Annotated in this window: 20 protein-coding genes and 1 pseudogene; 12 read left to right on the top strand and 9 right to left on the bottom strand. The window is 71.6% G+C overall.

The genetic code is table 11. The features are described from left to right. Positions 1-4: 4 nt before the first annotated feature. Complete coding sequence (locus OG252_RS06215; RefSeq protein WP_329345092.1) at positions 5-1,969, bottom strand: DUF1996 domain-containing protein; 1,965 nt, start codon at positions 1,967-1,969, stop codon at positions 5-7. Positions 1,970-2,251: 282 nt separating this feature from the next. Between OG252_RS06215 and OG252_RS06220 the strand changes: the two genes are divergently transcribed. Further along, positions 2,252-2,548 (top strand): hypothetical protein, encoded by a 297-nt coding sequence (locus tag OG252_RS06220; RefSeq protein WP_266451424.1) that lies wholly within the window; start codon positions 2,252-2,254, stop codon positions 2,546-2,548. A gap of 33 nt (positions 2,549-2,581) precedes the next feature. Here the strand turns inward: OG252_RS06220 and OG252_RS06225 are convergent, their stop codons facing one another. After that, positions 2,582-2,995 carry an SRPBCC family protein gene (locus OG252_RS06225; RefSeq protein ID WP_266451423.1) on the bottom strand — a complete coding sequence of 138 codons (414 nt, stop codon included), beginning with the start codon at positions 2,993-2,995 and terminating at the stop codon, positions 2,582-2,584. Positions 2,996-3,164: 169 nt separating this feature from the next. On the opposite strand from OG252_RS06225, the gene OG252_RS06230 reads away from it, so the two are divergent. Next, the gene (locus OG252_RS06230) at positions 3,165-3,698 is read left to right on the top strand and encodes a DoxX family protein (RefSeq protein WP_266451422.1); all 534 of its coding nucleotides are present in this window, start codon (positions 3,165-3,167) and stop codon (positions 3,696-3,698) included. A 112-nt stretch (positions 3,699-3,810) separates the two neighbouring features. Here the strand turns inward: OG252_RS06230 and OG252_RS06235 are convergent, their stop codons facing one another. Beyond that, the gene (locus tag OG252_RS06235; RefSeq protein ID WP_329334339.1) at positions 3,811-5,469 is read right to left on the bottom strand and encodes a catalase; all 1,659 of its coding nucleotides are present in this window, start codon (positions 5,467-5,469) and stop codon (positions 3,811-3,813) included. A 194-nt stretch (positions 5,470-5,663) separates the two neighbouring features. Here OG252_RS06235 and OG252_RS06240 point away from each other — a divergent pair, with 194 nt between their 5' ends. Further along, the gene (locus OG252_RS06240) at positions 5,664-6,155 is read left to right on the top strand and encodes a DUF1360 domain-containing protein (protein ID WP_266451420.1); all 492 of its coding nucleotides are present in this window, start codon (positions 5,664-5,666) and stop codon (positions 6,153-6,155) included. A 72-nt stretch (positions 6,156-6,227) separates the two neighbouring features. On the opposite strand, the gene OG252_RS06245 is transcribed toward OG252_RS06240, so the two are convergent. Continuing rightward, positions 6,228-6,515 carry a hypothetical protein gene (locus OG252_RS06245; protein WP_329334341.1) on the bottom strand — a complete coding sequence of 96 codons (288 nt, stop codon included), beginning with the start codon at positions 6,513-6,515 and terminating at the stop codon, positions 6,228-6,230. A 140-nt stretch (positions 6,516-6,655) separates the two neighbouring features. On the opposite strand from OG252_RS06245, the gene OG252_RS06250 reads away from it, so the two are divergent. From OG252_RS06250 to OG252_RS06260, 3 genes are read left to right on the top strand one after another with little or no spacing between them, the layout of a single operon-like run. Then, a complete protein-coding gene (locus OG252_RS06250; protein WP_329334343.1) occupies positions 6,656-7,348 on the top strand; it encodes a hypothetical protein in 693 nt (230 codons plus the stop codon). Next, complete coding sequence (locus OG252_RS06255; RefSeq protein WP_329334345.1) at positions 7,345-7,641, top strand: BON domain-containing protein; 297 nt, start codon at positions 7,345-7,347, stop codon at positions 7,639-7,641. The genes OG252_RS06250 and OG252_RS06255 overlap by 4 nt, the downstream gene beginning before the upstream one ends. Next, a complete protein-coding gene (locus tag OG252_RS06260) occupies positions 7,638-8,378 on the top strand; it encodes a metallophosphoesterase family protein (RefSeq protein ID WP_329334346.1) in 741 nt (246 codons plus the stop codon). Before OG252_RS06255 ends, OG252_RS06260 begins: the two co-directional genes overlap by 4 nt. 38 nt (positions 8,379-8,416) lie before the next feature. On the opposite strand, the gene OG252_RS06265 is transcribed toward OG252_RS06260, so the two are convergent. Continuing rightward, entirely contained in the window at positions 8,417-9,601 is a 1,185-nt protein-coding gene (locus tag OG252_RS06265; protein WP_329334348.1) for an amidohydrolase, read from the bottom strand. A gap of 172 nt (positions 9,602-9,773) precedes the next feature. Here OG252_RS06265 and OG252_RS06270 point away from each other — a divergent pair, with 172 nt between their 5' ends. Further along, a complete protein-coding gene (locus OG252_RS06270; protein WP_329334350.1) occupies positions 9,774-10,337 on the top strand; it encodes a hemerythrin domain-containing protein in 564 nt (187 codons plus the stop codon). Between the two features lie 12 nt (positions 10,338-10,349). Here OG252_RS06270 and OG252_RS06275 read toward each other — a convergent pair whose 3' ends face one another. Both OG252_RS06275 and OG252_RS06280 read right to left on the bottom strand, forming a co-directional pair. After that, on the bottom strand, positions 10,350-10,877 hold the full coding sequence (locus tag OG252_RS06275) for a hypothetical protein (protein ID WP_266451413.1): 528 nt from the start codon (positions 10,875-10,877) through the stop codon (positions 10,350-10,352). 179 nt (positions 10,878-11,056) lie between these two features. After that, entirely contained in the window at positions 11,057-12,385 is a 1,329-nt protein-coding gene (locus OG252_RS06280) for an endo-1,4-beta-xylanase (protein WP_266451412.1), read from the bottom strand. Between the two features lie 270 nt (positions 12,386-12,655). On the opposite strand from OG252_RS06280, the gene OG252_RS06285 reads away from it, so the two are divergent. The 3 genes from OG252_RS06285 to OG252_RS06295 all read left to right on the top strand — a co-directional run bounded on the left by OG252_RS06285 (position 12,656) and on the right by OG252_RS06295 (position 18,793). Further along, positions 12,656-13,213 (top strand): AMIN-like domain-containing (lipo)protein, encoded by a 558-nt coding sequence (locus tag OG252_RS06285; RefSeq protein ID WP_406497508.1) that lies wholly within the window; start codon positions 12,656-12,658, stop codon positions 13,211-13,213. Positions 13,214-13,342: 129 nt separating this feature from the next. Next, positions 13,343-15,880, top strand: coding sequence for a SpoIIE family protein phosphatase (locus tag OG252_RS06290; protein WP_329334354.1), 2,538 nt, complete (start codon positions 13,343-13,345; stop codon positions 15,878-15,880). Positions 15,881-15,994: 114 nt separating this feature from the next. Beyond that, positions 15,995-18,793, top strand: a complete 2,799-nt coding sequence (locus OG252_RS06295; RefSeq protein WP_266451410.1) for a SpoIIE family protein phosphatase — start codon at positions 15,995-15,997, stop codon at positions 18,791-18,793. 65 nt (positions 18,794-18,858) lie between these two features. Here OG252_RS06295 and OG252_RS06300 read toward each other — a convergent pair. After that, positions 18,859-18,996: pseudogene (locus OG252_RS06300) on the bottom strand (RNA polymerase subunit sigma-70); the annotation flags it as partial. A 107-nt stretch (positions 18,997-19,103) separates the two neighbouring features. Between OG252_RS06300 and OG252_RS06305 the strand changes: the two are divergent. Both OG252_RS06305 and OG252_RS06310 read left to right on the top strand, forming a co-directional pair. Beyond that, positions 19,104-20,468: an FAD-dependent oxidoreductase gene (locus OG252_RS06305; protein WP_329334357.1), complete on the top strand. Its 1,365-nt coding sequence runs from the start codon at positions 19,104-19,106 to the stop codon at positions 20,466-20,468. 248 nt (positions 20,469-20,716) lie between these two features. After that, entirely contained in the window at positions 20,717-22,294 is a 1,578-nt protein-coding gene (locus OG252_RS06310) for a serine hydrolase (protein WP_329334359.1), read from the top strand. Between the two features lie 146 nt (positions 22,295-22,440). Here the strand turns inward: OG252_RS06310 and OG252_RS06315 are convergent, their stop codons facing one another. Continuing rightward, complete coding sequence (locus OG252_RS06315; RefSeq protein WP_266451407.1) at positions 22,441-23,235, bottom strand: SDR family NAD(P)-dependent oxidoreductase; 795 nt, start codon at positions 23,233-23,235, stop codon at positions 22,441-22,443. Between the last annotated feature and the right edge of the window lie 7 nt (positions 23,236-23,242).

The raw sequence follows: 23,242 nt of genomic DNA on the forward strand, positions 1-23,242 counted from the left end.
CGGCCTACAGGGAACCGCGCCGGGTGCGCCGCAGCAGTACGAAGCCGCAGATGAGAAGAACCGCTCCGGCCGCGGCGGGCCACAGCTGGCTGCCGGTCTCGGCCAGTGAGCCACCGGCCGTCTGTGGCTCGGTCCCGGCGCCGGCGGGCGGCTGGGCCACGGCTCCGGTCGTCGGGGTGCCGGAGGCGGTGCTGTCGTCCTCGCCGGTCTCGACCAGGTCGTTCGACCAGGCCTCGGGGAGGGTGGCGGAGGCGCTCGGTGCCGGCGTGGGCTTGGTGTCGCTCTTGGGCTCGTCCTCGGGTTCGTCGCCGGCCGGTGCCGTGGGCGAGGCGTCGGGCTTCGCCTGGCCGTTGTCGCCCTGCTCGCCGTTGCCGCCGTTGTTGTTGTCACCGCCGTTGCCGTTGTCGTCGCCGTTCGAGGGGGCGGGAGCCGCCGTCGGCTGCTCGGTCGGCTTGTCGGACGGCTGCTCGGTGGGCTGCTCGGACGGCTGGTCCGCCGGGTCGTCGGCCGGCGGGTCCTGCGGGTCCTCACCGTTGCCGGGGTCCTGGTCCGCGCCGGCGCCGCACTGTCGGCCCTCGTTGATGCAGTCGACCATCTCCCCCATCAGGTCCTCGTCGAAGACGTTGATGAAGTCGCCGTGGTCGGTGACGGGCTTGTGCAGCTGCTCCGGGAAGGAGTCCACCGCGAAGAGCGGGGTGGTACGGCCGCCGTCCTGAAGGCTCGGCGCGTCGACGTCGTAGACGATGCGCTGCACGAGCTGCGGGATGGCCGTGAATCCGGCCGGGCAGGCGCCGTCGGCCTGGGCGAACGCCACATGGGTGCGGTGGTTGGCGCTGTCGATGTTCCGGCCGTCCCAGCAGCTCTGGAACTTGAACGTGCGCACCACGTCGCTGCCCTGCGGACACAGCGGGTACTTGTCCTTCAGCTGCCGGTCCTCGAACCCGGTGCAGCTCCAGGAGGCGTTGGCGTTCGCGGTTCCGTTGACGAAGGCCTTGGCGTCGCCGGTGATGATGCGCAGGAGCCTCGGCATGGCCGTGACCTCGCCGCGCGGGCTGCCCACGAACGTGAGGGTGACCTGCCGGGGCGTGACGATCTCGCCGGCGTTGCCCTCGATGCCGCCGCCCGGGGCGGCCGCGTCCTGCTCCTGCGTGCCGTTCTGCAGCCGCAGCACGGGCCAGTAGTACGACGACCTGTCGCCCTGGTCCACGCAGCTCGTCTCGCCGTTGGCGAGGTCCTCATCGCTGGCGAAGGCGTCGTTGGCCTGGTTGCCGACGTAGTCGTGGAAGTGGTGGGCTCCGTTGGAGACACCCGGGGCGACGATCACGTTGTCCGAGTTGAACAGGCCGCCCTCGTTCACCCCGCAGCTGGTGACGAAGGTGCCACCGGAGGCGTCCGCCTGGGCGTTCGCCGCGCTGGGCTGGACGGTCGTGATGTCCGCGTAGTCGGCGGCCACGGGGCCGTTGCCTGCCTGGCCGCCGTTGCCCGGCTGCTGGGCACCGCCGTCCTGGTCCTGGCCGTCTCCCTGGTCCTGGCCGTCGCCCTGCTGCTCCTCGCCGCCGTCCTGCTCGCCGGTCTGGTTCTGGGGCTCGCGCAGTGTGCAGGCCGCCAGGGCGTCGAGTCCCTCGGGGCGGTCCCCCACCCGCTCGATGGCGGCGTTGATGCGCTCGATCGTCGCGGCGCGGTCCTCCTTGAGGGGGTCCATGATCCCGCTCTCGGGCTCCGCGTTCTGTGCCGGGTCCTGGAGTTTGCGGTAGGCCTCGGCCACCTGCTGGTCCAGGGCGGCGAGTTCCGTGTCGACCTCCGTCCCCGCCTCGTCGGGCACGGTGGTCAACTGGGTGCCGACGTCCGGGCAGTCGATCGTCGCGGCTCCCAGCACCCGCGTGCGGCCGTCCCCCTCGTCGCCCGGCCCACCGCCGTCGGTCGCCGAGGCGTACACGTTGACCGCCATCAGCCCACCGCCGCCCAGCATCAGTGCCACTGCGGCAAAGGTCGCACGTCGTGCGCCTGTTGGGCGTCTGCGCCTGTTGTGTCCCACGGAAGTACTCCTGCGCGTGTCGTCCGTACGGGCATGGAAATCCCCCGCCCCTATACGGAGCCGGGACCGCGGGTGTTCAACCGTCTCGGAAATTCACAGAAATCTCTTACGAGCCGGGGGGCCGTGCCCGTGTCGGGCCACGTTCCCCGCCGCGCTACGCGGTCCGTACGGGGGTACCCGGGAAGCCCACACACCTGTGAGCGAAGGGAGCGAACCGTGACACTGCGAGGCGCAGCGGACAGTTCCGGGCTCGGCGATCTCGAACCGGGTACGAACCAGCGGGGGCAACTGCGCAGCCGTATCTCGGACATCGCGTGGACCGCGCTGTGCACGGTGCTGGCCCTCTGGGCGATCTGGAGCGCCGTCGGCGTGGCGCGGGGCGTGACCGCGTGGGCGTACTGCGTCGTGGCCTGGGTGCTGTTGGCCGTGGCGCTGGCCCTGCGGGTCGTCGCCATCCGGCGCAGGACCGGGATCCGGCCGAGCTACCGGACAGGGAGGTACTCACAGCGCTGACGGTCGGCCCGACCCGGCCGGTCGGGCCCGGCGTCAGCCCGCCGCGTTGTCGACGCGCAGGCGGACCTGCTCCTCCAGGCGGCGCAGGCTGCTGTCCAGGGCGTCCTGGACGGTCTGGTGGCCGGGGTCGTGGCTGTCGTCGAAGAACGACAGGTGCACGGTCACCTCACTGGCCCCGCTGTCGAGCCCGGCGACCTGCAGCCAGCCGGCGTAGCTGCCCTGCTCGCGCGTTCCCCACTCGAGCCGCATCTGATCACGACGCGACTGGAGCAGCGCCGGGGTGTCCTGGTCGCTGTGGTCCTCGTGCACGGTGACGGCAGGCGGGTCGTCGACGCGCACGTGCAGGGCGCCGGGCAGCCAGGCGTCCAGCTGCTCCACCTGACTGGCCTGGTCGAAGACGTGCTCCGGCTGAGCCGGCATCGTGCGGGAACGTTCGTACTCGGTCATCGGCGCACCGTTTCTTCCTCGCCTCGGGTCCTGGCGTACGCCGGACCGCGTTCCCGGCCTGTGCGAACTGAACCAGGACGACGCGGGCGGAGTGGCCGGCGTCGAATGAGCCGCCACCGGTCGGGAACCCGGGGAGCGCAGCTTGCCCCCACACCCCTGGAGAGGCCTCATGAGTCTTCTGCGTCTGGTCGGCCGCCCGATGCTCGCCTCGATGTTCGTCGCCGGCGGCCTGAACTCACTGCGCGATCCCGAGGCGGTGGCCCCCGTGGCCGAGCCCGTCGTCCAACCGGTCACCGAACGCGTCGAGGCGCTGCCGGACCGCACCGAACAGGTCGTACGTCTCAGCGGCGCCGTACAGGTGGCGGCGGGTGTGCTGCTCGGCATCGGCCGTGTCCCGCGGGTCGCGGCGCTGGCCATCGCGGGCACCCTCGTGCCCACGACGATCGCCGGGCACCGGTTCTGGGAGGCCGAGGATTCCGCCGAGCGCGAGCAGCAGCTCATCCACTTCCTGAAGAACCTGTCGATGCTCGGTGGGCTGCTCATCGCGGCGGACGACACCGCCGGGCACCCCTCGCTGTGGTGGCGAGGTCGCCACACCGCCCATGACCTGCGGCGGGACGCACATCTGGTGCGCCGTTCCGTCCGAGCCACCGCCGGGCCCGCCGCGACGGCCGGCCGCCTGCGGGCCAAACTGCCCGCCTGACCGGCCCTGACCGGCCCTCCTGACCGGTGCGGACGCCGGTGCCGGGCGGGTCGTCCAGACCGCGCCCGGCACCCGGCACCCGCCCGGTCACGCCGGTCACCTGGTCACGCGTTCACCTGGTCACCACGTGCCGCTCGTTGGGGACACAGTGGGTCATGGTGAGGCCCTCGACGTCCCGCGGCGGGTTCTTGCCGAGCCTGGCCAGGCGCTCCCGGTCCTCGTCGGTCAGGTCCTGGGAGGCCAGTGGCTCCAGGCCCGAGACGTCGTCAGGGCTGATGCCCAGGGCGTCGCCGACCCGCAGACCGAGGTCGTTCTCCACCAGCAGGAAGTGCCAGACCATGCGTTCCTGCACCGGCCGGTCGCACTGGGCGAGCAGGTCGGTGAAGTTCTTGACCAGGTCCTCGCGTTCCCACTCCTCCAGCAGCAGGTAGCGCTGGCCCGCCTGCAGATAGTCGTTGGTGCGGGGGATGCGCCTGCGGGTGAGCCGCCCGTGGATCTCCGGTCCCTGTTCGTCCTGCGTGGGGTACTCGGCCTCGCGCAGACCGCCCCTGATCGAGGGCTCGTAGTTGACGTCGGCCCGCTCGCCCGCGCCGTCCACGTGGTAGGTCATCTGGCCGTCGCGCTGGTTGGTGCGTACGTCGGCGTTCTTCGCGTGGTTCACCGGCAGCTGGAGGTAGTTGGGGCCGACGCGGTGGCGCTGGGTGTCGCTGTAGGAGAAGGTGCGGCCGACGAGCATCTTGTCGTCGGAGAAGTCCAGACCGTCGACGAGGACGCCGGTGCCGAAGGAGATCTGCTCGTTCTCGGCGAAGAAGTTCTCCGGCATGCGGTTCAGCACCATCTTGCCGACCGGCTTGGGCGGGAACTCCTGCTCGGGCCAGGTCTTCGTGTCGTCCAGCGGGTCGAAGTCGAGCTCCGGGTGGTCGTGGTCGTCCATCATCTGGACGAGGAGCTCCCACTCCGGGTAGTCGCCGCGCTCCACGGATTCGTACAGGTCCTTGGTGGCGTGGCCGAGGCCCTCCGCCTGGACGTTCGCGGCGTCCTCCTCGGTCATGCTGCGCACGCCCTGCTCGGGCATCCAGTGGTACTTGACCAGGACGGTCCGCCCCTCGTCGTTGACCCACTTGTAGGTGTTGACGCCGAACCCCTGCATATGGCGGTAGTCCGCCGGGATGCCGCGCGGGCTGAACAGGTTGACCAGCATGTGCATGGACTCGGGTGTCTGCGACATGAAGTCGAAGATGCGCCGCGGCTGCTGCTCGAAGGTCACCGGGTCGGGCTTGAGGGCGTGGATGACGTCCGGGAACTTGATCGCGTCCCGGATGAAGAAGACGCCCAGGTTGTTGCCGACCAGGTCCCAGTTGCCGTCCTCCGTGTAGAACTTCACCGCGAAGCCGCGCGGATCACGGGCGGCCTCGGAGGAGTCACGGCCCCCGATGACGGTGGAGAAGCGGACGGCCAGGTCGGTCCGCTTGCCGCGCTCCTGGAAGAGTTTGGCCCGGGTGAAGCGGCTGATCGGCTCGTCGCCCCAGGCTCCGTAGGCCTCGAAGTAGCCGTACGCGGTCACGCCCCGGGCGTGGACGACCCGCTCCGGGATCCGCTCCCGGTCGAAGTGGCTGATCTTCTCCAGGAACTGGTAGTTCTCCAGGGTCGCCGGGCCGCGGGCGCCGACCGTGCGCTGGTTCTGGTTGTCGTGAACGGGGTGGCCCTGTCGGTTGGTGAGCACCTTCCGGTCGTCGTCCGGAGCGGGCCCCTTGCTCGACACGTCCGTCATGTTCGTTGGGCTCCTTCGACTCGTGGCTGCTGCGACACGTGGACCGGGCTGCGGGGCGGCCGCCGCCGGTCGGTCACGTCCGTGCGGCCGCTCGGGTACCCGGCCCCTCGAGTCCGTCACCCCGGCCGGTGATCCTGTTGCGGCCGCCGGCCCGTCACGTGTGCCGACGGGACGACCGGCGCACCCGGGGCGGCATGGCCACTGACGACGGACGTTACGACGACCAGGACGAGGTGCCTCTCACGGGCTATGCCACGCTCGCCACGGCGTTCGCCTCCGGTGCGGTGCTGTTCTCCGTTGCGGCACGGCGTCGTGGTGTGCGGCTGCCCGACCGTGTACCGCCCTGGGACGTGGCACTGCTCGGCACCGCGACGTTCAAGGCGTCCAGGCTGCTGTCCAAGGACCGGATCACCAGCTTCGTACGGGCGCCGTTCACCCGCCGTGCGGAGGAGGGGGCAGGCGGCGAGGTCAACGACGCGCCCCGCGGCAGCGGTGTCCGCCGGGCCGTCGGAGAACTCGTCTCCTGCCCCTTCTGCACCGCCGCCTGGGTGGCCGGAAGCCTGGTCGCCTCCTACGCCGCCGCACCGCGGGCCGCCCGCCTGGTGTCTGTCGGGTTGAGTGCTCTGACGGTGGCGGACTGGCTGCAGTACGCGTGGACGTGGACCGAGCAGAAGACCGAGGGCTGAGGACGGCGTCCGCGCTCTCGATACTGCGTAGGTGCGGGCGGCCGCGGAGTCAGATCCGGTGGCCGTGTGCCGTCAGCCAGCGGTGGACGGTCTCCTTGTCCGCGGGGGTGATCCGGACGGGGCCCTCCACCTGCGGGCCTCCTCCTCGTTGAAGCCCGTGTCGGTGACCCGGGCGGTGACCCAGTGGGCCAGGTCCTGGGCGGACCGGTCCGACAGCGAGCCCCGCTCCCAGCCCGTACGGGCCTCACGGGCCGCGGCGCTGTCGTGCCGCTCCGTCTCCTCCAGCCAGACCGGCACCAGTCGCTCGACGGTGCGGCGTTCCTCCGGGGAGGTCTGCTGCTGAGTGTCGTTGCCGTTCATGGGAACCGGGTGCCCCGAAACGGACGGCCGAGTGACGCCCTCGCGTCCCCGCGTGCGTGCGGCGTTCGTGTCGATGGCGGCGCGCCGGGTACTCGGGGCTCGCCGTCGACCAGGAAAGTCGACCAGGAAAGGGGGAAGCGATGACGCGGCACGCGGACGACGACGCTCTGGACCAGCGCGCAGGCGTCGCGGAACTGCGTCTGGCAACGGGAGACCCCGAACTCGTCCCGCAGAACGACGTGCTCGCCGACGACCTGCCCCTGGATCGCAATCAGGCGATCCTGCAGGCCACCAAGCAGGTCGGCTCGATCCTCAAACGCAAGGGACACGCCTTCGCGCTGGCGGGCAGTGTCGCCGTGTACGCGCACGGAAGCACCCAGAACCTCCAGCACGACGTCGACTTCTGCTTCCGGCCCGAGGACGCGGACGCCGTTGCCCAGACCCTGCGCGAGGCCGGACTGCCGGTGTACACGCCGCCCGAGGACTGGCTGCTCAAGTCCAGCTGTCTGGGACAGCAGGTCGACCTGATCTTCGAGCTGGCGCACCAGCCGGTCACCACGGAACTGCTGGAGCGCGCACAGGAGTTGTCGGTCGACTCGGTGTTCATGCCGGTGCTGTCGCCGACCGATCTGGTGCACAGTCTGGTGGCCGCCTTCTCCGAGCACCACTGCGACTTCGGGGCGGTGCTCCCGATCGCCCGGACGCTGCGGGAGAAGGTCGACTGGGAGCGGATGCGGCGGGCGTGCGGCGACGACCCGATGCCCGACGCGTTCTTCTACTTCCTGGAGCGGCTCGAGGTCATTCCGCCGAGGCCGAAGGAGGAACGGCGATGAGCGAGACCGGCGCGGGGCGGGCCCACGGAGTGGGCCATGCCCCGGCCACGGAGAACGTCGAGTACCGCGTCGCCCACCTGCGCGACCGGCTCGCCGCCGAGGAACTAGGTGAACTGGGCGTACGGGCGGAGGTGCGGGCCGGATCGGTCGTGGTGACCGGCACGGTGCCCTCCACACAGTGCCGCGAGACGGTACTGCGGACCGTCCGCGAGGAGCTGACCGGGATCTCCGTGCACACGGACGTCGTGGTGGCGGAGATTACCTCCCCCGACCATGCGGAGGACCTGCCATGATCCGCGTCGCCGCCGTGGGTGACATCCACATGGGGCCCGACAGTCAGGGCCTGCTGCGGCCCGCCTTCGACACCCTGCCCGACTGCGCCGACCTGCTGCTTCTGGCGGGTGACCTGACCCGGCACGGCACGCCGGAGGAGGCCCGGGTGGTGGCCCAGGAGGTGCGGGGGCTTCCGGTGCCGGTCGTCGCGGTGCTCGGCAACCACGACCATCACGACGAGCAGCCCCAAGAGGTCACCGCCATCCTCCAGGACGCGGGTGTGAGGGTGCTGGAGGGCGAGGGCACGGTCGTCGAGTGCGACGGTACGCGCCTCGGCGTAGCCGGAGCCAAGGGCTTCGGCGGCGGGTTCGTCGGACGCAGCGCCGGCGAGTTCGGCGAGCCGCTGATGAAGGAGTTCGTCCGCTACACCCGGCGCAGCGCGGACGCGCTGCACACGGCACTGGAGGACCTGGCGGACAAGGGCTGCGAACTGCGGATCGCGCTCACCCACTTCTCCCCCGTCGCCGACACCCTGGCCGGCGAGCCGCCGGAGATCTACCCGTTCCTCGGCAGCTATCTGCTGGCGGAGGCGATCGACACGGCCGGTGCCGACCTCTCCGTCCACGGCCACGCCCATGCGGGCACCGAGCACGGGATGACGGCCGGTGGCGTACGGGTGCGTAACGTGGCCCAGCCGGTCATCCGGCGAGCGTTCAACGTGTACCAGCTGCACCCCGCCGAACTCCTTGCCGAATGACCCGCTGTGCCCGGTGCGACCCCGCGTGAACCCCTGCCTCACAGTGCCGCGGCCGTGAGGTCCTGCCACGCCCGTTCCCGCACCTCCGGGCGCAGGAGCACCTCGGCCGCCGTGCAGGCCAGTGCCTCCGCCGCCGCGAGCATCGCCTCCCGGCCCCGGTCGGAGGCCGCCGCGGCGGCGAACTCGGGGGTGTGGTCGGAGCCGTCCGGATCCATGATCGCCACGAAGGGGTGGATGGCCGGGACGCGCCCGCTGACGTTGCCGATGTCGGAGGAGCCCAGGTACACGCCCGGTTCGGGGGGCGTGATGCCGTGGCCCGTGCGGATGAGGTGACGGGCGAACCGTTCGGACAGCACCGCGCTGTCGCGGAAGTGCTCGTAGCGCGGTGTGGCGCGTTCGACGGTAACCGTCGTGCCCGTCGCCCGGGCCACGCCGTGCGCGCAGGTCAGGAGCTCCCCGGCCAGGTCGTCCAGGGCGGCGGTCGTCGCGGCGCGCAGCCCGAACAGGCCCTCGGCGTACTCGGGGACGATGTTCGTCGCCCGGCCGCCGTCGGTGACGATGCCCTGGACGTGGGAGCCCTGGGGCAGCCGTCGCCCGACCACGGCGAGGGTGTTGAACAGCTGGATCAGCGCCGCGAGGGCGTCGATGCCCTCGGTGGGGTTGCCGGTGGGGTGCGCGGCCCGTCCATGGAAGGCGACCCGGTACTGGGCCTGTGCGGTCAGCGGCGCCCACCGCCAGCTGTACACGCCGGGATGGAACATCAGCGCGGCGTCGACGTCGTCGAACAGCCCGGCCTCGACCTCGGTGACCTTGCCGCCACCGCCTTCCTCGGCGGGCGTGCCCACGGCCCACACGCTTCCGGCGTCGGCGGGCAGGGTGGCCCGCACGGCCAGCGCGGCGCCGAGACCGGCGGCGGCGATCAGGTTGTGGCCGCACGCGTGCCCGAGGCCGGGCAGGGCGTCGTACTCCAGGAGCAGGGCCACCGCGGGCCTGGGCCGCGCGCCCGAGCGTGCGGAGAAGGCGGTGGGCAGTCCGGCGACGCCCCGTTCGACGACGAACCCCTCCCAGGCGAGTTCGCCGCAGAGCAGTGCCGCCGCCCGGTGCTCCTCGAAGGCGTACTCGGGCTCGGTGTGCAGGGTCAGCGCGACGTCCCACAGCCGCTCGGCCCTGGCGGCCACTTCCCCGCGTACTCGCGCGAGCACTTCGTCCAGAGCGTCGGTCACGTCGGCCTCCCGGGGCGTCGTACGCCTGTGTCCCGGTGCGAGTTCCTTCGAGTGCCCCACCCACACCCGTTCGGCAGGGGCTTTGACCGCGCGTAGTGGGGGCGCCGGTGGGCACTCGGGGGCCGTGGCGGGTCTGCCCCGGAGCCGCTGCGTCTGGCTGGAGGTGGAGAGCATGGGACACGGCGGAAACGTCATCGACGAGCTGGTGACCGATCACCGGGAGGTCGAGGACATCTTCGGTCGGATCGAGGCCCTGCCGTTCGGTGACAAGGACCGCAAGGTGTACGCCGAGCAGGCCACGATGGAGCTGGTACGGCACTCGGTGGCCGAGGAGGAGTACCTCTACCCGGCGGTGCGCGAGCACTTGGTGAACGGGAACACGATGGCGGACAAGGAGATCGAGGACCACTCCAGGGCCGAGCAGATCATGAAGGACCTGGAGGGCTGCGAGGCGGAGGACCCCGAGTTCGACCGGCTCATGGGGATGCTGATGACCGAGATCCGCTCCCACATCGCCGACGAGGAGCAGAACCTCTTCCCGCAGCTGCGGGCGGCGTGTCCGCCGGAGGCCCTCGACGGCCTGGGGGACAAAGTGCGGATGGCCAAGAAGATGGCGCCGACCCGGCCGCACCCGTCCGCCCCGGACACGCCTCCGGCCAACAAGCTGCTGGCACCGGGGGCCGGCCTCGTCGACCGGTTGCGGGACGCGCTGACGGGCCGCGGCAAGCACGACTGACCGTCGGCCGCCTCAGGCGATCAGGGCCTGGCCCGGCTTCAGGTGGGCCACGAGCTGGGAGTGGTGGAGTTCGGCCACGGGAGCCAGCAGGTCGGGGTGGCGCAGGAGGGCCGCCGCGCGGCGGTCCGCCTCGTCGGGTGCGAGCAGGCGGCGGAACTCGGCGGACACACCTGCCGTGTGGCTGCCTTCGGCGAGTGCGGCCACCGCCAGGTCGGCCAGTTCCGGGTCGGTGAGCAGACAGGCCGCCCAGCTCGCCACGACCTCGTCGACCCAGGTGCGCCAGGCGTGCTCGTCCGTGTCCCGGGCGCCGGTCCCGTCGGCGCCGGTGATCCAGTCGAGCCGGGCCGAGCCGCCGGGCCCGGCCATGCCGACGAGCGCGGCGTCCATCGGCGTGGGATACCGGAGCCAGGCCGCGACCGTCACGGCCTGCCGTGCCTGCACTTCGCACAGGGCGGAGGACAGCGCGCCGCCGCCCGACGGGTAGGCGCAGGTCAGCCACTGGGCGGTCGCCGCGATGACCGGGGAGAGATCTGCTTGCACTGCCGGGCCGCCCGATGTGTGTGGTGAGACAGGGGGACTGCGCGAACGGTAGCCCGCGGGTCCTGCCGGACGACATGGCCCGGGCCTCCTCGGTGACGTGGCTTCGGCCACATCAGTGACGTGGCTTCGGCCACATCGGCCGGGAGGCCCGGGCTCTGTCGGGAGCGGGGCCAGGGCGGTCAGGACGCCGTGCAGGAGCCCAGCACAGGGGCCGCGGTGCTGCCGTTCTTCATGACCGTGAAGCCGAAGCTCGTCGACGCTCCGGCGGCCAGGCTGCCGTTGCCGTTCGGCTTCATCGTCATGACGTTGCCGCTGCCGTCCCAGGTGGGTGTGCCGTTCCAGGTGGTGGAGATCTTCTGCGGGGCGGTGACGGTCACCGTCGTCGTCCAGGTGGTGATCGCGGAGCTGCCCGCGGTGACGGTGACCCTGCCGTTGAAGCGGTCGCCCCACTCCTCCTGCTTGCTGTACGTCACGGAACAGGCGGCCGTACCGCCACCGCCGGAGCTGCTGCCGCCCAGCGCGGTGAGTACGGCGGTGTAGGCGGCCTTCTTGTTGTAGTTGCCGTCGAACAGCAAGGGTGTGCCGCTGGCGCGCCAGGAGTACTTGTCGGTGACGCCCCAGACCGTGATGCCGGTGCAGCGGGAGACGGCGAGACAAGCCTTCACCGCGTTGCCGTAGCTGGTGGCCTGGGCGGTGCCGGAGCCCTCGATGTCCAGCTCGGTGATCTGGACGTCGACGCCGAGGTCGGCGAAGCGCTGGAGGTTGGCCTGGTAGTCGGCCGGGACCGGGGAGGCGCTGTTGAAGTGGGACTGGAAGCCGACGCAGTCGATGGGCACGCCGCGGGCCTTGAAGTCCTTGACCAGGTTGTAGACGGCATTGCTCTTCGCGTTGACGCCGTCGGTGTTGTAGTCGTTGTAGCAGAGCTTGGCCGCCGGGTCCGCCGCGCGTGCGGTGCGGAACGCCTCCTCGATGAAGCCGTTGCCGAGCTTGTCCTGGAACGGCGAGCTGCGCCGGGCTCCGCTGCTGCCGTCCTGGAAGGCCTCGTTGACGACGTCCCAGGAGTGGATCTTGCCCTTGTAGTGGCCCATGACCTGGTTGATGTGGTTGTTCATCGCCGTTCTGAGGTCGGCGGCGGCGAGCGTGCCGACCCAGCTCGGCAGTTGCGAGTGCCAGACCAGGGTGTGTCCGCGGACCTTCATACCCTTGCTCTGGGCGTGGCTCACGATCTGGTCCGCGGCGGCGAAGTTGAAGGAGTTCCGGGTGCTCTCGACGGCGTCCCACTTCATCTCGTTCTCGGGGGTCACCGAGTTGAACTCGGTGTCGAGGGTGGAGACGTACGCGGATTCGCCCAGGTGGTTCGCGGCGACGGCGGTGCCGAAGTAGCGGCCCTTCTCGGCCGCCGCGGCACCGAGGGTGCTCGCGGCGTCGGCCGGTGCCGACAGGGCGGTGACCCCGGCCATGGCGAGCAGGCTCGCCATGCCGAGGCGGATGGACGTGCGGGTGACCATCTCGTCCCCTTTCTTGATACCGAAAGTTTCGAGCAGATTTCGGAATGGCGTCGCAGACCATATGAGCGGCCCCTGAAGGCGTCAACGGGTCGAACACCGAGTCAGCGCAATTGGCTCAGAAAGCTCTGCGAGAGCAAGGGGCACTGAACATTCGTCAGAATTCTCGAATGTTTCGAGAGGTGGGTCTAATTTCACGGCGAATAGTGCAACCTTTCGGCCAAGTCGGATGTCTCACCCGATAACAGACACATCAACGTCTCGGGGGACATCATGAGACGAAGCAGAACAGCATGGGCCGCGGCGGTCCTCATGAGCGCCGCCTGGACCCTCACCGCGATCCCGGCCGACGCGGCCACGGCGTGCCCCACCGGCTGGGGCAGCCTGGACAAGTCCCGCGCCTCCGGCACGACGGCGCCGGTGAAGAACATCAGGACCGGCAGCCACGCCTGCTACGACCGGCTGGTCGTCGACGTCCCCGGCGGCGGCACCCGCCTCGGCTACTGGGTCCGCTACGTCGACCGCCTCCGTCAGGACGGATCGGGCCGTCCGATATCCGTCGGGGGCGGAGCCGTCCTCGAGGTACGGGTCGCCGCACCCGCCTACGCCCCCGAGACCGGAGCCCCCACCTATCCAGGGCGGGTGGCACGCCCGCTGCCCGGCGTGGACCTGTCCGACCACCGCACCTTCAAGGACACCCGGTTCGCCGGCAGCTTCGAGGGCGAGACGCAGGTCGGACTGGGAGTCCGCGCCCGGCTGCCGTTCCGGGTGCTGCAGATCTCGGACCGGGTCGTGGTGGACGTGGCCCACAACTGGACCGGCAGCCGCTGACGCCGCCGATCACGGAGGGAGCACGGGTTCCCCACTGGATTGCTGTCGCCTCCCAGGTGCGGTCCGGGCCCGTCGTGGCGCATTCTTGCTGTGTCGCCCGCGTGACGGCGCACGGACGAGGTAGGGCCGATGACTGGGAGCTCCCAGGACGCACAGCCGAAGCCCGCACGGCTGGCGGCGCTGCTGATCGACGCCTCGATGGAGGCGGTCAGCACGGCCGGCGGCCACGCGGGAGGCGTCTACCTGCGCTCCTCCACCCCCGGACTGCTGCGCCTGGCCGTGCTCGCCGGACTGCCCGGCCCCTTGTTCCGCCCCTGGTGGCGGCTGCACGCGGACCGTCCCTTCCCCGTCGCGGACGCCCATCGGCTGGGCGTCCAGGTGGTGCTGCCGAACGCCACGGAGACGATGCGCCGCTACCCCCAGTTCGCGGCCGGCCTGCCCTTCCAGTTCGGCTCCCTGTACGTGCCGGTGGTGGCCGGTTCCGACATGTACGGCGTCCTCACCGTGCTGCGCCCCTCCGTCCAGGACGCCGCCGAGGTGCTGCCCGAGCGTGACCGGCTGGCCCGGCTGGGCCAGGACCTGGGTGCGGCCCTGCGGAACCTTGACGACGAGGCGGCCCCGGTCGCCTGGGACGACGAGCCGCTGTGCGTCCGGCCACCGGCCCCGCGTCCGCCGCTCGCGCGCATCGGGCGATTCGTGTGGACGCCCGAGACCGGTCTGGTGACCGGGGACGAGGGTCTGCACACCCTGCTGGGCGTGCCGCCGACGGAGTTCACCGGAGCCGTGGAGGCGTTCGCGGACGCCGTGGCCCCGTCCGAGGCGAACCGGATCCTGCTCGCCCTGCGGGACACGGCCGTCGGCAGGCCTCCGACCCTGCCGCTGTACCTGCGGACCACCGACGGCGAACTGCGGCTGATGGACCTGTGGAGTCCCTACGAGGCCACCGGGTGGCACCCCAACGACCCGGCGGCCCCGGCCGCCCCGCCGACCACGCCGCCCGGCCCGGGCCCGGTGCGCGGCATCGTCCTCGATCCGGGTCTCCACGCCACCGCGGACGCGGCGGCCGACCTGCTGCCGGACGGGGTGTTCTGCCTCGACCGGGAGGGCCTGATCGTCTACGCCAATCCGCGCGCCGCGCAGTTGCTGCGCCGGCCGCCGACCGAGCTGCTGGGCCGGGCCCTGTGGGACGCCGTGCCGTGGCTCGGCCGGCCCGACGTCGAGGACCATCTGCGCGGGGCCCTGCTGTCGCCGGACCCGGTGCACTTCCACGTCGAGCGACCCGCCGCGAACGCTGCCGAGCCCGTGTCGCTGCCGTCCGAGGGCGACTGGCTCGCGCTCGCCGTGCATCCCGGCCCGGACCGGCTGACCTGCACGGTCCGTCCGGCGAGCCGGGTGGCGGACACCGCCCCCGCCGAGACGCCCGCGGACGGCCTCGCCACGCCGGCGCCGGTGTACCGCCCCATCGTCCTCGCGATCGCGCTGACGGAGGCGGTCACCGCCCGCCAGGTGTCCGCCGTCGTGATGCGGGAGCTGCTGCCCGCGTTCGGCGGCCGCCGGCTGGCCATCTATCTGCTCCAGGACCGGCATCTTTGGCTGGCCTGGGAAAGCGGCTTCCCCCCGGGGTTCCTCGCCCCGTTCGAAGGGGTGGGACTCGACGAGCGGCTGCCGGGCGTCGAGACGCTCACCACCGGCCGGCCGCTCTTCTTCGACTCCATGCAGCAGTTGGCCGCCGCCTACCCCGGAATCCAGCTGGACGCCTCCGAGGGCGCCCGCGCCTTCCTGCCGCTGATCGCCTCCGGCCGCTCGGTCGGCTCCTGCATCCTGGGCTTCGACCGGGCGCGCAGCTTCAGCGGCGAGGAACGCACGGTGCTCACCGCGCTCGCCGGACTCATCGCCCACGCCATGGAGAAGGCGCAGCGCTACGAGAACGAGGCCGCCCTCGCCCGCGGGCTGCAGCAGGCACTGCTCCCCCGACGGCTGTCGTCGCACCCACAGGTGGAGACCGCGGGGCGTTACCTGCCCGGCACGCAGGGCATGGACGTGGGCGGCGACTGGTACGACGTCGTGGAGTCCGGCGACGGCATCGCCCTGGTCATCGGGGACGTCCAGGGGCACGGCGTGCAGGCGGCGGCGACCATGGGCCAACTGCGCACCGCCGTAAGGGCGTTCGCGCTCAGCGACCGGCCCCCCGATGAGGTCATGAGCGGCACCAACCACCTCCTCATGGACCTCGATCCCGGGCTGTTCGCGAGCTGCTGCTACATCCGGCTGGACCCCGCCACCGGGGTGGCCCTGGCGGCCCGCGCCGGGCACCTGCCGCCGCTGCTGCGCCAGGCGGACGGCCGTACCCACGCCCTCGATCTGGCCGGCGGGGTGGTGCTCGGCGTGGACGGGCGGGCCCGCTACCCGGTGACGGAGCTGCGCATGGAGCCCGGAGCCATCCTCGCGCTCTACACCGACGGGCTCGTCGAGAAGCCCGGCGACGACATCGACGACGGCATCGGCGCGCTGCGCGTGGCCCTCGCCAGGGCCGGTGCCCCCGCCGTCCGCCCGGGCGGACGCGCGCTGGCGGGCGTGGCCGACCGCCTCACCACGACGGCCCGCCACGCCGTCGACCGCCCGGACGACATCGCCCTCCTGCTCGCCACCCGCCGCACCGCGCGATGAGGCCCGAAGTGGGAGGTCACCGCGCATCCCGGCGACGGCAGGCGTCCGAAGCCATGGCTGTCACGCCCGGTGACGCCCTCGCCTCCTGAGGCGCGGCAGTGTAGACATGGGCACATGGTCCGGCTCTTGGGTCGATCCGGGGCCCGGTCGACCCGTCGTCCCAGCGGTCCGCGCCCCTCCCATGCGCCCGACCGCGCCCTTGGAGCGCCCGACGGGCATCCGCGGCGGCCCGGGAAGCAGCCGGGCCATCCGCTCACCGGAAACCGGCGCGGCACGGGCCGGTCGGGCCTGCGGTCGGCACTGGGCGGACGCAGCGTCGCCGGACAGGTGTTCGTCCTGCAAGTGGTGATCGTGCTGCTGCTGGTCGTGGCCGCGGTGGTGGCCCTGGTGCTCCAGGTGCGCCACGACAGCACGCAGGAGGCCCGCAACCGTTCGGTCGCCGTCGCCGAGACGTTCGCCAACGCGCCGGGGACCGTCGAGGCACTGCGCGCCCCCGATCCGTCGGCGGTGCTCCAGCCGCGAGCCGAGGCGGCCCGCAAGGCCACGGACGTGGACTTCATCGTCGTCATGAACACCGACGGCATCCGCTACAGCCATCCCAAGACGGACCGCATCGGCAAGAAGTTCGTCGGCACGATCGCCCCGGCGCTGGCCGGACGGACCGTCACCGAGGAGATCACGGGCACGATCGGCCCGCTGGTGCAGGCCGTCGTACCCGTCAAGGCGGACGACGGCAAGGTCGTGGGTCTGGTGTCGGCGGGCATCACCACCGAGAGCGTCGGCGGCACCGCAGACCGGCAGCTCCCGCTGGTGCTGGTCGCCGCGGCGGCGGGCCTCGCCCTCGCCACGGCCGGCACCGCGCTGGTGAGCCGACGGCTGCTGCGGCAGACACACGGCCTGGGCCCGCACGAGATGACCCGGATGTACGAACACCACGACGCGGTGCTGCACGCCGTGCGGGAAGGCGTACTCATCGTCGGCGGCGAGGGCACCCTGCTGCTCGCCAACGACGAGGCGCACCGGCTGCTCGACCTGCCCGACGACGCCGAGGGACGGCATGTCTTCGACCTCGGCCTCGCCCCCGACACGTCCGGCCTGCTGGCCTCCGGACGGGTCGCCACGGACGAGGTGCACCTGGTCAAGGACCGGCTGCTGGCGATCAACCAGCGGACCACGGACAGCAAGGGCGGCCCGCCCGGCAGCGTCGCCACCCTGCGCGACTCCACGGAACTGCGCGCCCTGTCCGGGCGGGCGGAGACGGCGCGGGAGCGCCTGAACATGCTGTACGACGCCGGGGTGGCCATCGGCACGAGCCTGGACGTGACCCGTACCGCCGAGGAGTTGGCGGAGCTGGCCGTGCCCCGGTTCGCGGACTTCGTCACGGTGGACCTGTTCGACGCCGTACTGAGCGGCGGACAGCCGCAGGCGGCGACCGCGCTGCGCCGCACGGCCGTGAACGGGATCCGCAAGGACGCCCCGCTGTACCCCGTCGGCGAGCGGATCCGGCTCGTCGACACCTCGCCGCAGGCACGCTGCCTCGCCGCGGAACAGGCCGTGGTCGAGCCGCGGCTGAGCGAGGCCGCGGGCTGGCAGGCGCAGGACCTGGAGCGCTCCGCGCAGGTGGTGACCTACGGCATCCATTCACTGATCGCCGTGCCGCTGCGGGCGGGCAGCCTGGTGCTGGGGGTGGTCAGTTTCTGGCGGTCCGAGAAGCCCGAGCCGTTCGACGTGGACGAGGTGGCCCTCGCCGAGGAACTGGTCGCCCGGGCCGCGGTGTCCATCGACAACGCGCGCCGCTACACGCGCGAGCACAACATGGCGGTGACACTGCAGCGCAGTCTGCTGCCCCGCAACCTGCCCGCGCAGGACGCCCTGGAGATCGCCTACCGCTATCTGCCCGCGCAGGAGGGGGTCGGCGGCGACTGGTTCGACGTACTGCCGCTGTCCGGTGCCCGCGTCGCGCTCGTGGTGGGTGACGTCGTCGGGCACGGACTGCACGCCGCGGCCACCATGGGACGCCTGCGTACGGCGGTGCACAACTTCTCCGCCCTGGACCTCCCGCCGAACGAACTCCTCGCGCTGCTCGACGAGTTGGTCGGGCGCATCGACCAGGACGAGGCGGCGGAGGGCGCCAACGCCCCGGTCACCGGGGCGACCTGCCTGTACGCGATCTACGACCCGGTGTCCCGGCTGTGCACCATCGCCCGGGCGGGACACCCGCCGCCCGCACTGATCCACCCGGACGGCAGCGTCGAGTTCCCCGAGGTGCCGGCCGGCCCCCCGCTCGGCCTCGGGGGCCTGCCCTTCGAGACGGCCGAGCTCGAACTGGCCGAGGGCAGCCGTCTCGTGCTCTACACGGACGGGCTCGTCGAGGACCGGGAGCGGGACATCGACGAGGGTCTGGAACTGCTGCGCGGCGCACTGGAACGGGCCGGCCGCTCACCCGAGGAGACCTGCCGGGTCGTCCTCGACGACTCCCGGCTCACGGCCCGCGCCGGCGACGACATCGCCCTCATCGTGGCGCGCACCCGGTCGCTGACGCCCGACCGGATCGCCGAGTGGCAGGTGCCGGGCGACCCGGCGGCCGTCGGGGAGGTACGAGCCTCGGTCAGCAGGCAGCTCGCCCGGTGGGGCCTGGACGAGCTGACGTTCACGACCGAGCTGATCCTCAGCGAGCTCGTCACCAACGCGATCCGCTACGGCGGTGACCCCATCCACGTCCGGGTGCTGCACGACCGCACCCTGATCTGCGAGGTCTTCGACAGCAGCAGCACCTCGCCGCATCTGCGCTACGCGGCCATGACCGACGAGGGCGGGCGCGGCCTGTTCCTCGTCGCGCAGCTCTCCGAACGCTGGGGCACGCGCTACACGCCCGACGGCAAGGTGATCTGGGCCGAGCAGTCGCTGCCGTGAACAGTGGCCGGGAACGCACCGCGCCCACCGGCCCGGGTCTCGGCCATCAGGGCGTCGGCCGCCTAGGTGCCGAGCCGACGGGCCGCGTACCGGTGGATGTCGTCGGCGTAGCGGTTGCACAGTTCGGCGAACGCCTCCGGTTCGGCCCAGGACCACTCGATGACCGAAGCGTCCGAAGCACCCTGGTCGGGCGGCCCACTCATAAAGTGACCTTATGGGCTCATAGACCGGACCCGCGTACCGACTAAGGCTTGCCTTAGTTTAGGCTTCCCGTCGAGTCGATCTATCGCCGCTCGAAGGGAACCTGATCATGCCCCGCCCCCTGCGGGTAGCAATCGTCGGAGCCGGCCCCGCCGGAATCTACGCCGCCGACGCCCTGCTCAAGTCCGAGGTGGCCGCCGAACCTGGTGTGTCCATCGACCTCTTCGAGCGGATGCCGGCCCCGTTCGGCCTGATCCGTTACGGCGTGGCCCCCGACCACCCCCGCATCAAGGGCATCATCACCGCCCTCCACCAGGTGCTCGACAAGCCGCAGATCCGTCTGTTCGGCAACGTCGACTACCCGACCGACATCAGCCTGGACGACCTGCGGGCCTTCTACGACGCCGTGATCTTCTCCACCGGCGCGACGGCCGACCGCGAGCTGCCCCTCCCCGGCATCGAGCTCGACGGCTCGTACGGCGCCGCGGACTTCGTCTCCTGGTACGACGGCCACCCGGACGTGCCGCGCACCTGGCCGCTGGACGCCGAGAAGGTCGCCGTGCTCGGCGTCGGGAACGTCGCGCTCGACGTGGCGCGCATCCTCGCCAAGACCGCGGACGAACTGCTGCCGACGGAGATCCCGCCGAACGTCCACGACGGTCTGAAGGCCAACAAGGCGCTTGAGGTCCACGTGTTCGGCCGCCGTGGCCCGGCACAGGCGAAGTTCAGCCCGATGGAGCTGCGGGAGCTGGACCACTCCCCCACCATCGAGGTCATAGTCGACCCCGAGGACATCGACTACGACGAGGGCTCGATCGAGACCCGGCGCGGCAACAAGCAGGCCGACATGGTCGCCAAGACCCTGGAGAACTGGGCGATCCGCGACGTCGGCGACCGCCCGCACAAGCTGTTCCTGCACTTCTTCGAGTCGCCCTCGGAGATCCTCGGCGAGGACGGCAAGGTCGTCGGTCTGCGCACCGAGCGCACCGCGCTGGACGGCACCGGCAACGTCAAGGGCACCGGCGAGTTCAAGGACTGGGACGTCACCGCGGTCTACCGCGCGGTCGGCTACCTCTCCGACAAGCTGCCCAAGCTGCCCTGGGACCTCGACTCGGGCACGGTTCCGGACGCGGGCGGCCGGGTCCTCCAGGAGAGCGGCGAGCACCTGCAGTCCACGTACGTCACCGGCTGGATCCGGCGCGGCCCCGTCGGTCTGATCGGCCACACCAAGGGCGACGCCAACGAGACGGTGTCCAACCTGCTGGACGACTACGGCAACGGCCGTCTGCAGACGCCGGGTTCGCCCGAGCCCGAGGCGGTGGACGCGTACCTCGCCGAGCGGGGCGTCCGCTTCACCACCTGGGAGGGCTGGTACAAGCTGGACGCCGCGGAGAAGGCGCTGGGCGAGCCGCAGGGCCGCGAGCGCGTGAAGCTGGTCGAGCGTGAGGACATGCTCAAGGCGAGCGGCGCGTAGTACGCCGGCGACGGCCTCGACGGTGCCGGACTTCCTCCGGACCGTCGGGGCCGTTCTGCCGTCGCCCCGCTTTCCGTGGTAGCGATGCGCCGCGGCGTTCTCGTCCAGGCGGAACACCCGGTCCACGACGGCGGCCGGTCTCGGCAGCGCACGCACCGGACCGCGTTCACCTGCGCTTGATGGTCGCCGTCGATCTCCTGCGACCCGCTCCACAGGACAACCTCCCGGGCGAGGACTTGAATAGGAACATGGGTGTTCGGTGCAGGACGACACACCACGTCAGGACGGCAGCCGTCGCGGCGGCCCTGGCTCCGCTCCTCCTCGCCGCCCCCGCCACCGCCGCTCCCCCGCCGCAGCCGCCCCCGCAGCTCACCCAGGAGGACGTGGACGAGGCCGTCGGTAAACTGGACGGCATCGTGCGGGAGGGGATGGACGAGACGGGCGTGCCGGGCGTCGCGGTGGCGGTCGTGTACAAGGACCGGGTCGTCCATCTGACGGGATTCGGGACGCGGGAGGCCGGGCGGTCCGCGGCGGTCGGCCCCGACACGGTGTTCCAACTGGCCTCACTGTCCAAGCCGTTGGCGTCGACCGTGGTGGCCGGGGCTGTCGGCGACAAGGTGATCGACTGGGACGACCCCGTCGCCGGCCACCTCCCGGGCTTCGCGCTCAAGGACCGGTGGGTGACCGAACACGTCACCGTGGCCGACCTGTTCGCGCACCGCAGCGGACTGCCGGACCACGCCGGTGACCTCCTCGAAGACCTCGGCTACGACCGGTCGTACATCCTCGGCCACCTGCGCCATGAGCCGCTGACGCCCTTCCGCGCGAGCTACGCGTACACGAACTACGGGGTGACCGCGGCCGGCGAGGCGGTCGCGAACGCCAAGGACACCACGTGGGAGAAGCTCTCCGAGGACACGCTCTACGACCTGGCCGGCATGAACGCCACGAGTTCGCGTTTCGCCGACTACGCCAGGGCCGGTGACAAGGCTCTCACCCACGTCCGGGGCGCCGACGGCACCTGGGAGGCCAGGTACGTCCGCGACGCCGACGCCCAGTCACCGGCGGGCGGCGCGAGCTCCACGGCCCGCGACATGGCCGCCTGGCTCCGGCTGCAACTGGCGAACGGCGAACTCGGCGGCGAGCGGATCATCCCGGCCGAACCACTGGAACGCACCCACGTCCCCGCGATCGTCTCCCAGCCGCCGCCCGCGCCCGCCGGCCGCACCAGCTTCTACGGCCTGGGCTGGAACGTGAGTTACGACGATCTCGGCCGCCTGCGGCTGAGCCACTCCGGCGCCTTCGCCCTCGGTGCGAACACCAACGTGACCATGCTGCCGGGCGAACAGCTCGGGATCGTCGTCCTCACCAACGGCCAGCCGGTCGGTCTCGCCGACGCCATCGCCCTGGACTTCTTCGACACCGCCCAGCACGGCAGGCCGACGGCGGACTGGCTCGACCTGGTCGCCAAGGTCTACGAGCAGCAGGAACAGGAGGAGCGCTCCCCCACCGACTACGCCGAGCCGCCCGAGGATGCGTCCGCGGCCCGCGCCGACAGCGCCTACACCGGCACCTACGCCAGCGACTACTACGGCCCTCTGACCGTCACCGCGACGGACGGCACCCTGACCATGCGACTGGGCCCGGAACCGAAGACGTTCCGCCTGACCCACTACGACGGCGACACGTTCAGCTTCGAGACCACCGGCGAGAACGCCACCGGCCCCTCCGGCGTCACCTTCCGCGACGTCAAGGACGGGAAGGCGACCCGGGTGACGATCGAGGCATTCGACGAGAACGGCCTGGGGACGTTCACGCGCGAGTAGCGGTGTGCCGTGGTGAACAGGGCCCGCCCCAATGCGGATGGTGGGCGGGCCCTGTTCGGGGAGTCATTGTGGTGGGGGCGCAGCGGTCGGGGCAGGAGTGAACGGCTGCTGATGGGTGCGCAAGGTTCGCGCCCCGAGTGCGCGCGCTACGGGAGGATCGAGTCGACGTAGCCGCCGTCCACCCGCACGGCGCCGCCGGTCGTGGCGGAGGCCTGCTCGGAGCTCAGGTAGACCACCATGTTGGCGATCTCCTCGGGCTCGATGAGGCGCTGGAGCAGGGACTGGGGACGGTGGTCGCGCATGAACACACGCTGGGCGTCGTCCCAGGGCAGGTCGCGGTCGACGAGTTCGTACACGAAGTCCTCGACGCCCTCCGTATGGGTGGGCCCGGCGATCACGGAGTTGACGGTGACGCCGCTGCCGGCCGCCTCCTTGGCGAAACCGCGGCTGACCGCGAGCAGCGCGGTCTTCGACATGCCGTAGTGGATCATCTCGGCCGGGACGACGACGGCCGAGTCACTCGCGATGTAGAGGATCCGGCCCCAGCCCCGGTCCCTCATCCGGGGCAGGTACGCCCGGGTCAGCCGGACGCCCGCGAGGACGTTGATCTCGAAGTAGCGGCGCCATTCGTCGTCGCTGATCTCCAGTGCGGGCCTGGGTCCGAAGATGCCGAGGTTGTTGACCAGGATGTCGACGTCGGGCAGCGCGTCGACGGCGCCGGCCGCGCCCTCCTCGGTGCCCAGGTCCGCCGCGACCGGCACGAACTCCCCGTCCGGGACCTGCGACCGCAGCTCGTCGACGCTCTTGTCCAGGCGGTCCGCACGGCGTCCGTTGACACCTACGCGCGCACCGGCGCGGGCGAGACCTGCGGCGATCGCCGCGCCGATGCCCTGGGAGGAGCCCGTCACCAGTGCGGTGCGCCCGGTCAGGTCGAGGTGCATGAGGTCA

Origin of the sequence: Streptomyces sp. NBC_01352, from assembly GCF_036237295.1 — a bacterium.
Classification (GTDB): domain Bacteria; phylum Actinomycetota; class Actinomycetes; order Streptomycetales; family Streptomycetaceae; genus Streptomyces; species Streptomyces plumbiresistens.

Bases quoted from the DNA above. Each gene is read 5' to 3' on its own strand.
- OG252_RS06215 (WP_329345092.1), bottom strand. From the start codon at position 1,969: ATGCTGGGCGGCGGTGGGCTGATGGCGGTCAACGTGTACGCCTCGGCG.
- OG252_RS06225 (WP_266451423.1), bottom strand. From the start codon at position 2,995: ATGACCGAGTACGAACGTTCCCGCACGATGCCGGCTCAGCCGGAGCAC.
- OG252_RS06230 (WP_266451422.1), top strand. From the start codon at position 3,165: ATGAGTCTTCTGCGTCTGGTCGGCCGCCCGATGCTCGCCTCGATGTTC.
- OG252_RS06235 (WP_329334339.1), bottom strand. From the start codon at position 5,469: ATGACGGACGTGTCGAGCAAGGGGCCCGCTCCGGACGACGACCGGAAG.
- OG252_RS06240 (WP_266451420.1), top strand. From the start codon at position 5,664: ATGGCCACTGACGACGGACGTTACGACGACCAGGACGAGGTGCCTCTC.
- OG252_RS06245 (WP_329334341.1), bottom strand. From the start codon at position 6,515: ATGAACGGCAACGACACTCAGCAGCAGACCTCCCCGGAGGAACGCCGC.
- OG252_RS06250 (WP_329334343.1), top strand. From the start codon at position 6,656: ATGACGCGGCACGCGGACGACGACGCTCTGGACCAGCGCGCAGGCGTC.
- OG252_RS06255 (WP_329334345.1), top strand. From the start codon at position 7,345: ATGAGCGAGACCGGCGCGGGGCGGGCCCACGGAGTGGGCCATGCCCCG.
- OG252_RS06260 (WP_329334346.1), top strand. From the start codon at position 7,638: ATGATCCGCGTCGCCGCCGTGGGTGACATCCACATGGGGCCCGACAGT.
- OG252_RS06270 (WP_329334350.1), top strand. From the start codon at position 9,774: ATGGGACACGGCGGAAACGTCATCGACGAGCTGGTGACCGATCACCGG.
- OG252_RS06280 (WP_266451412.1), bottom strand. From the start codon at position 12,385: ATGGTCACCCGCACGTCCATCCGCCTCGGCATGGCGAGCCTGCTCGCC.
- OG252_RS06285 (WP_406497508.1), top strand. From the start codon at position 12,656: ATGAGACGAAGCAGAACAGCATGGGCCGCGGCGGTCCTCATGAGCGCC.
- OG252_RS06290 (WP_329334354.1), top strand. From the start codon at position 13,343: ATGACTGGGAGCTCCCAGGACGCACAGCCGAAGCCCGCACGGCTGGCG.
- OG252_RS06295 (WP_266451410.1), top strand. From the start codon at position 15,995: ATGGTCCGGCTCTTGGGTCGATCCGGGGCCCGGTCGACCCGTCGTCCC.
- OG252_RS06305 (WP_329334357.1), top strand. From the start codon at position 19,104: ATGCCCCGCCCCCTGCGGGTAGCAATCGTCGGAGCCGGCCCCGCCGGA.
- OG252_RS06310 (WP_329334359.1), top strand. From the start codon at position 20,717: ATGGGTGTTCGGTGCAGGACGACACACCACGTCAGGACGGCAGCCGTC.
- OG252_RS06315 (WP_266451407.1), bottom strand. From the start codon at position 23,235: ATGCACCTCGACCTGACCGGGCGCACCGCACTGGTGACGGGCTCCTCC.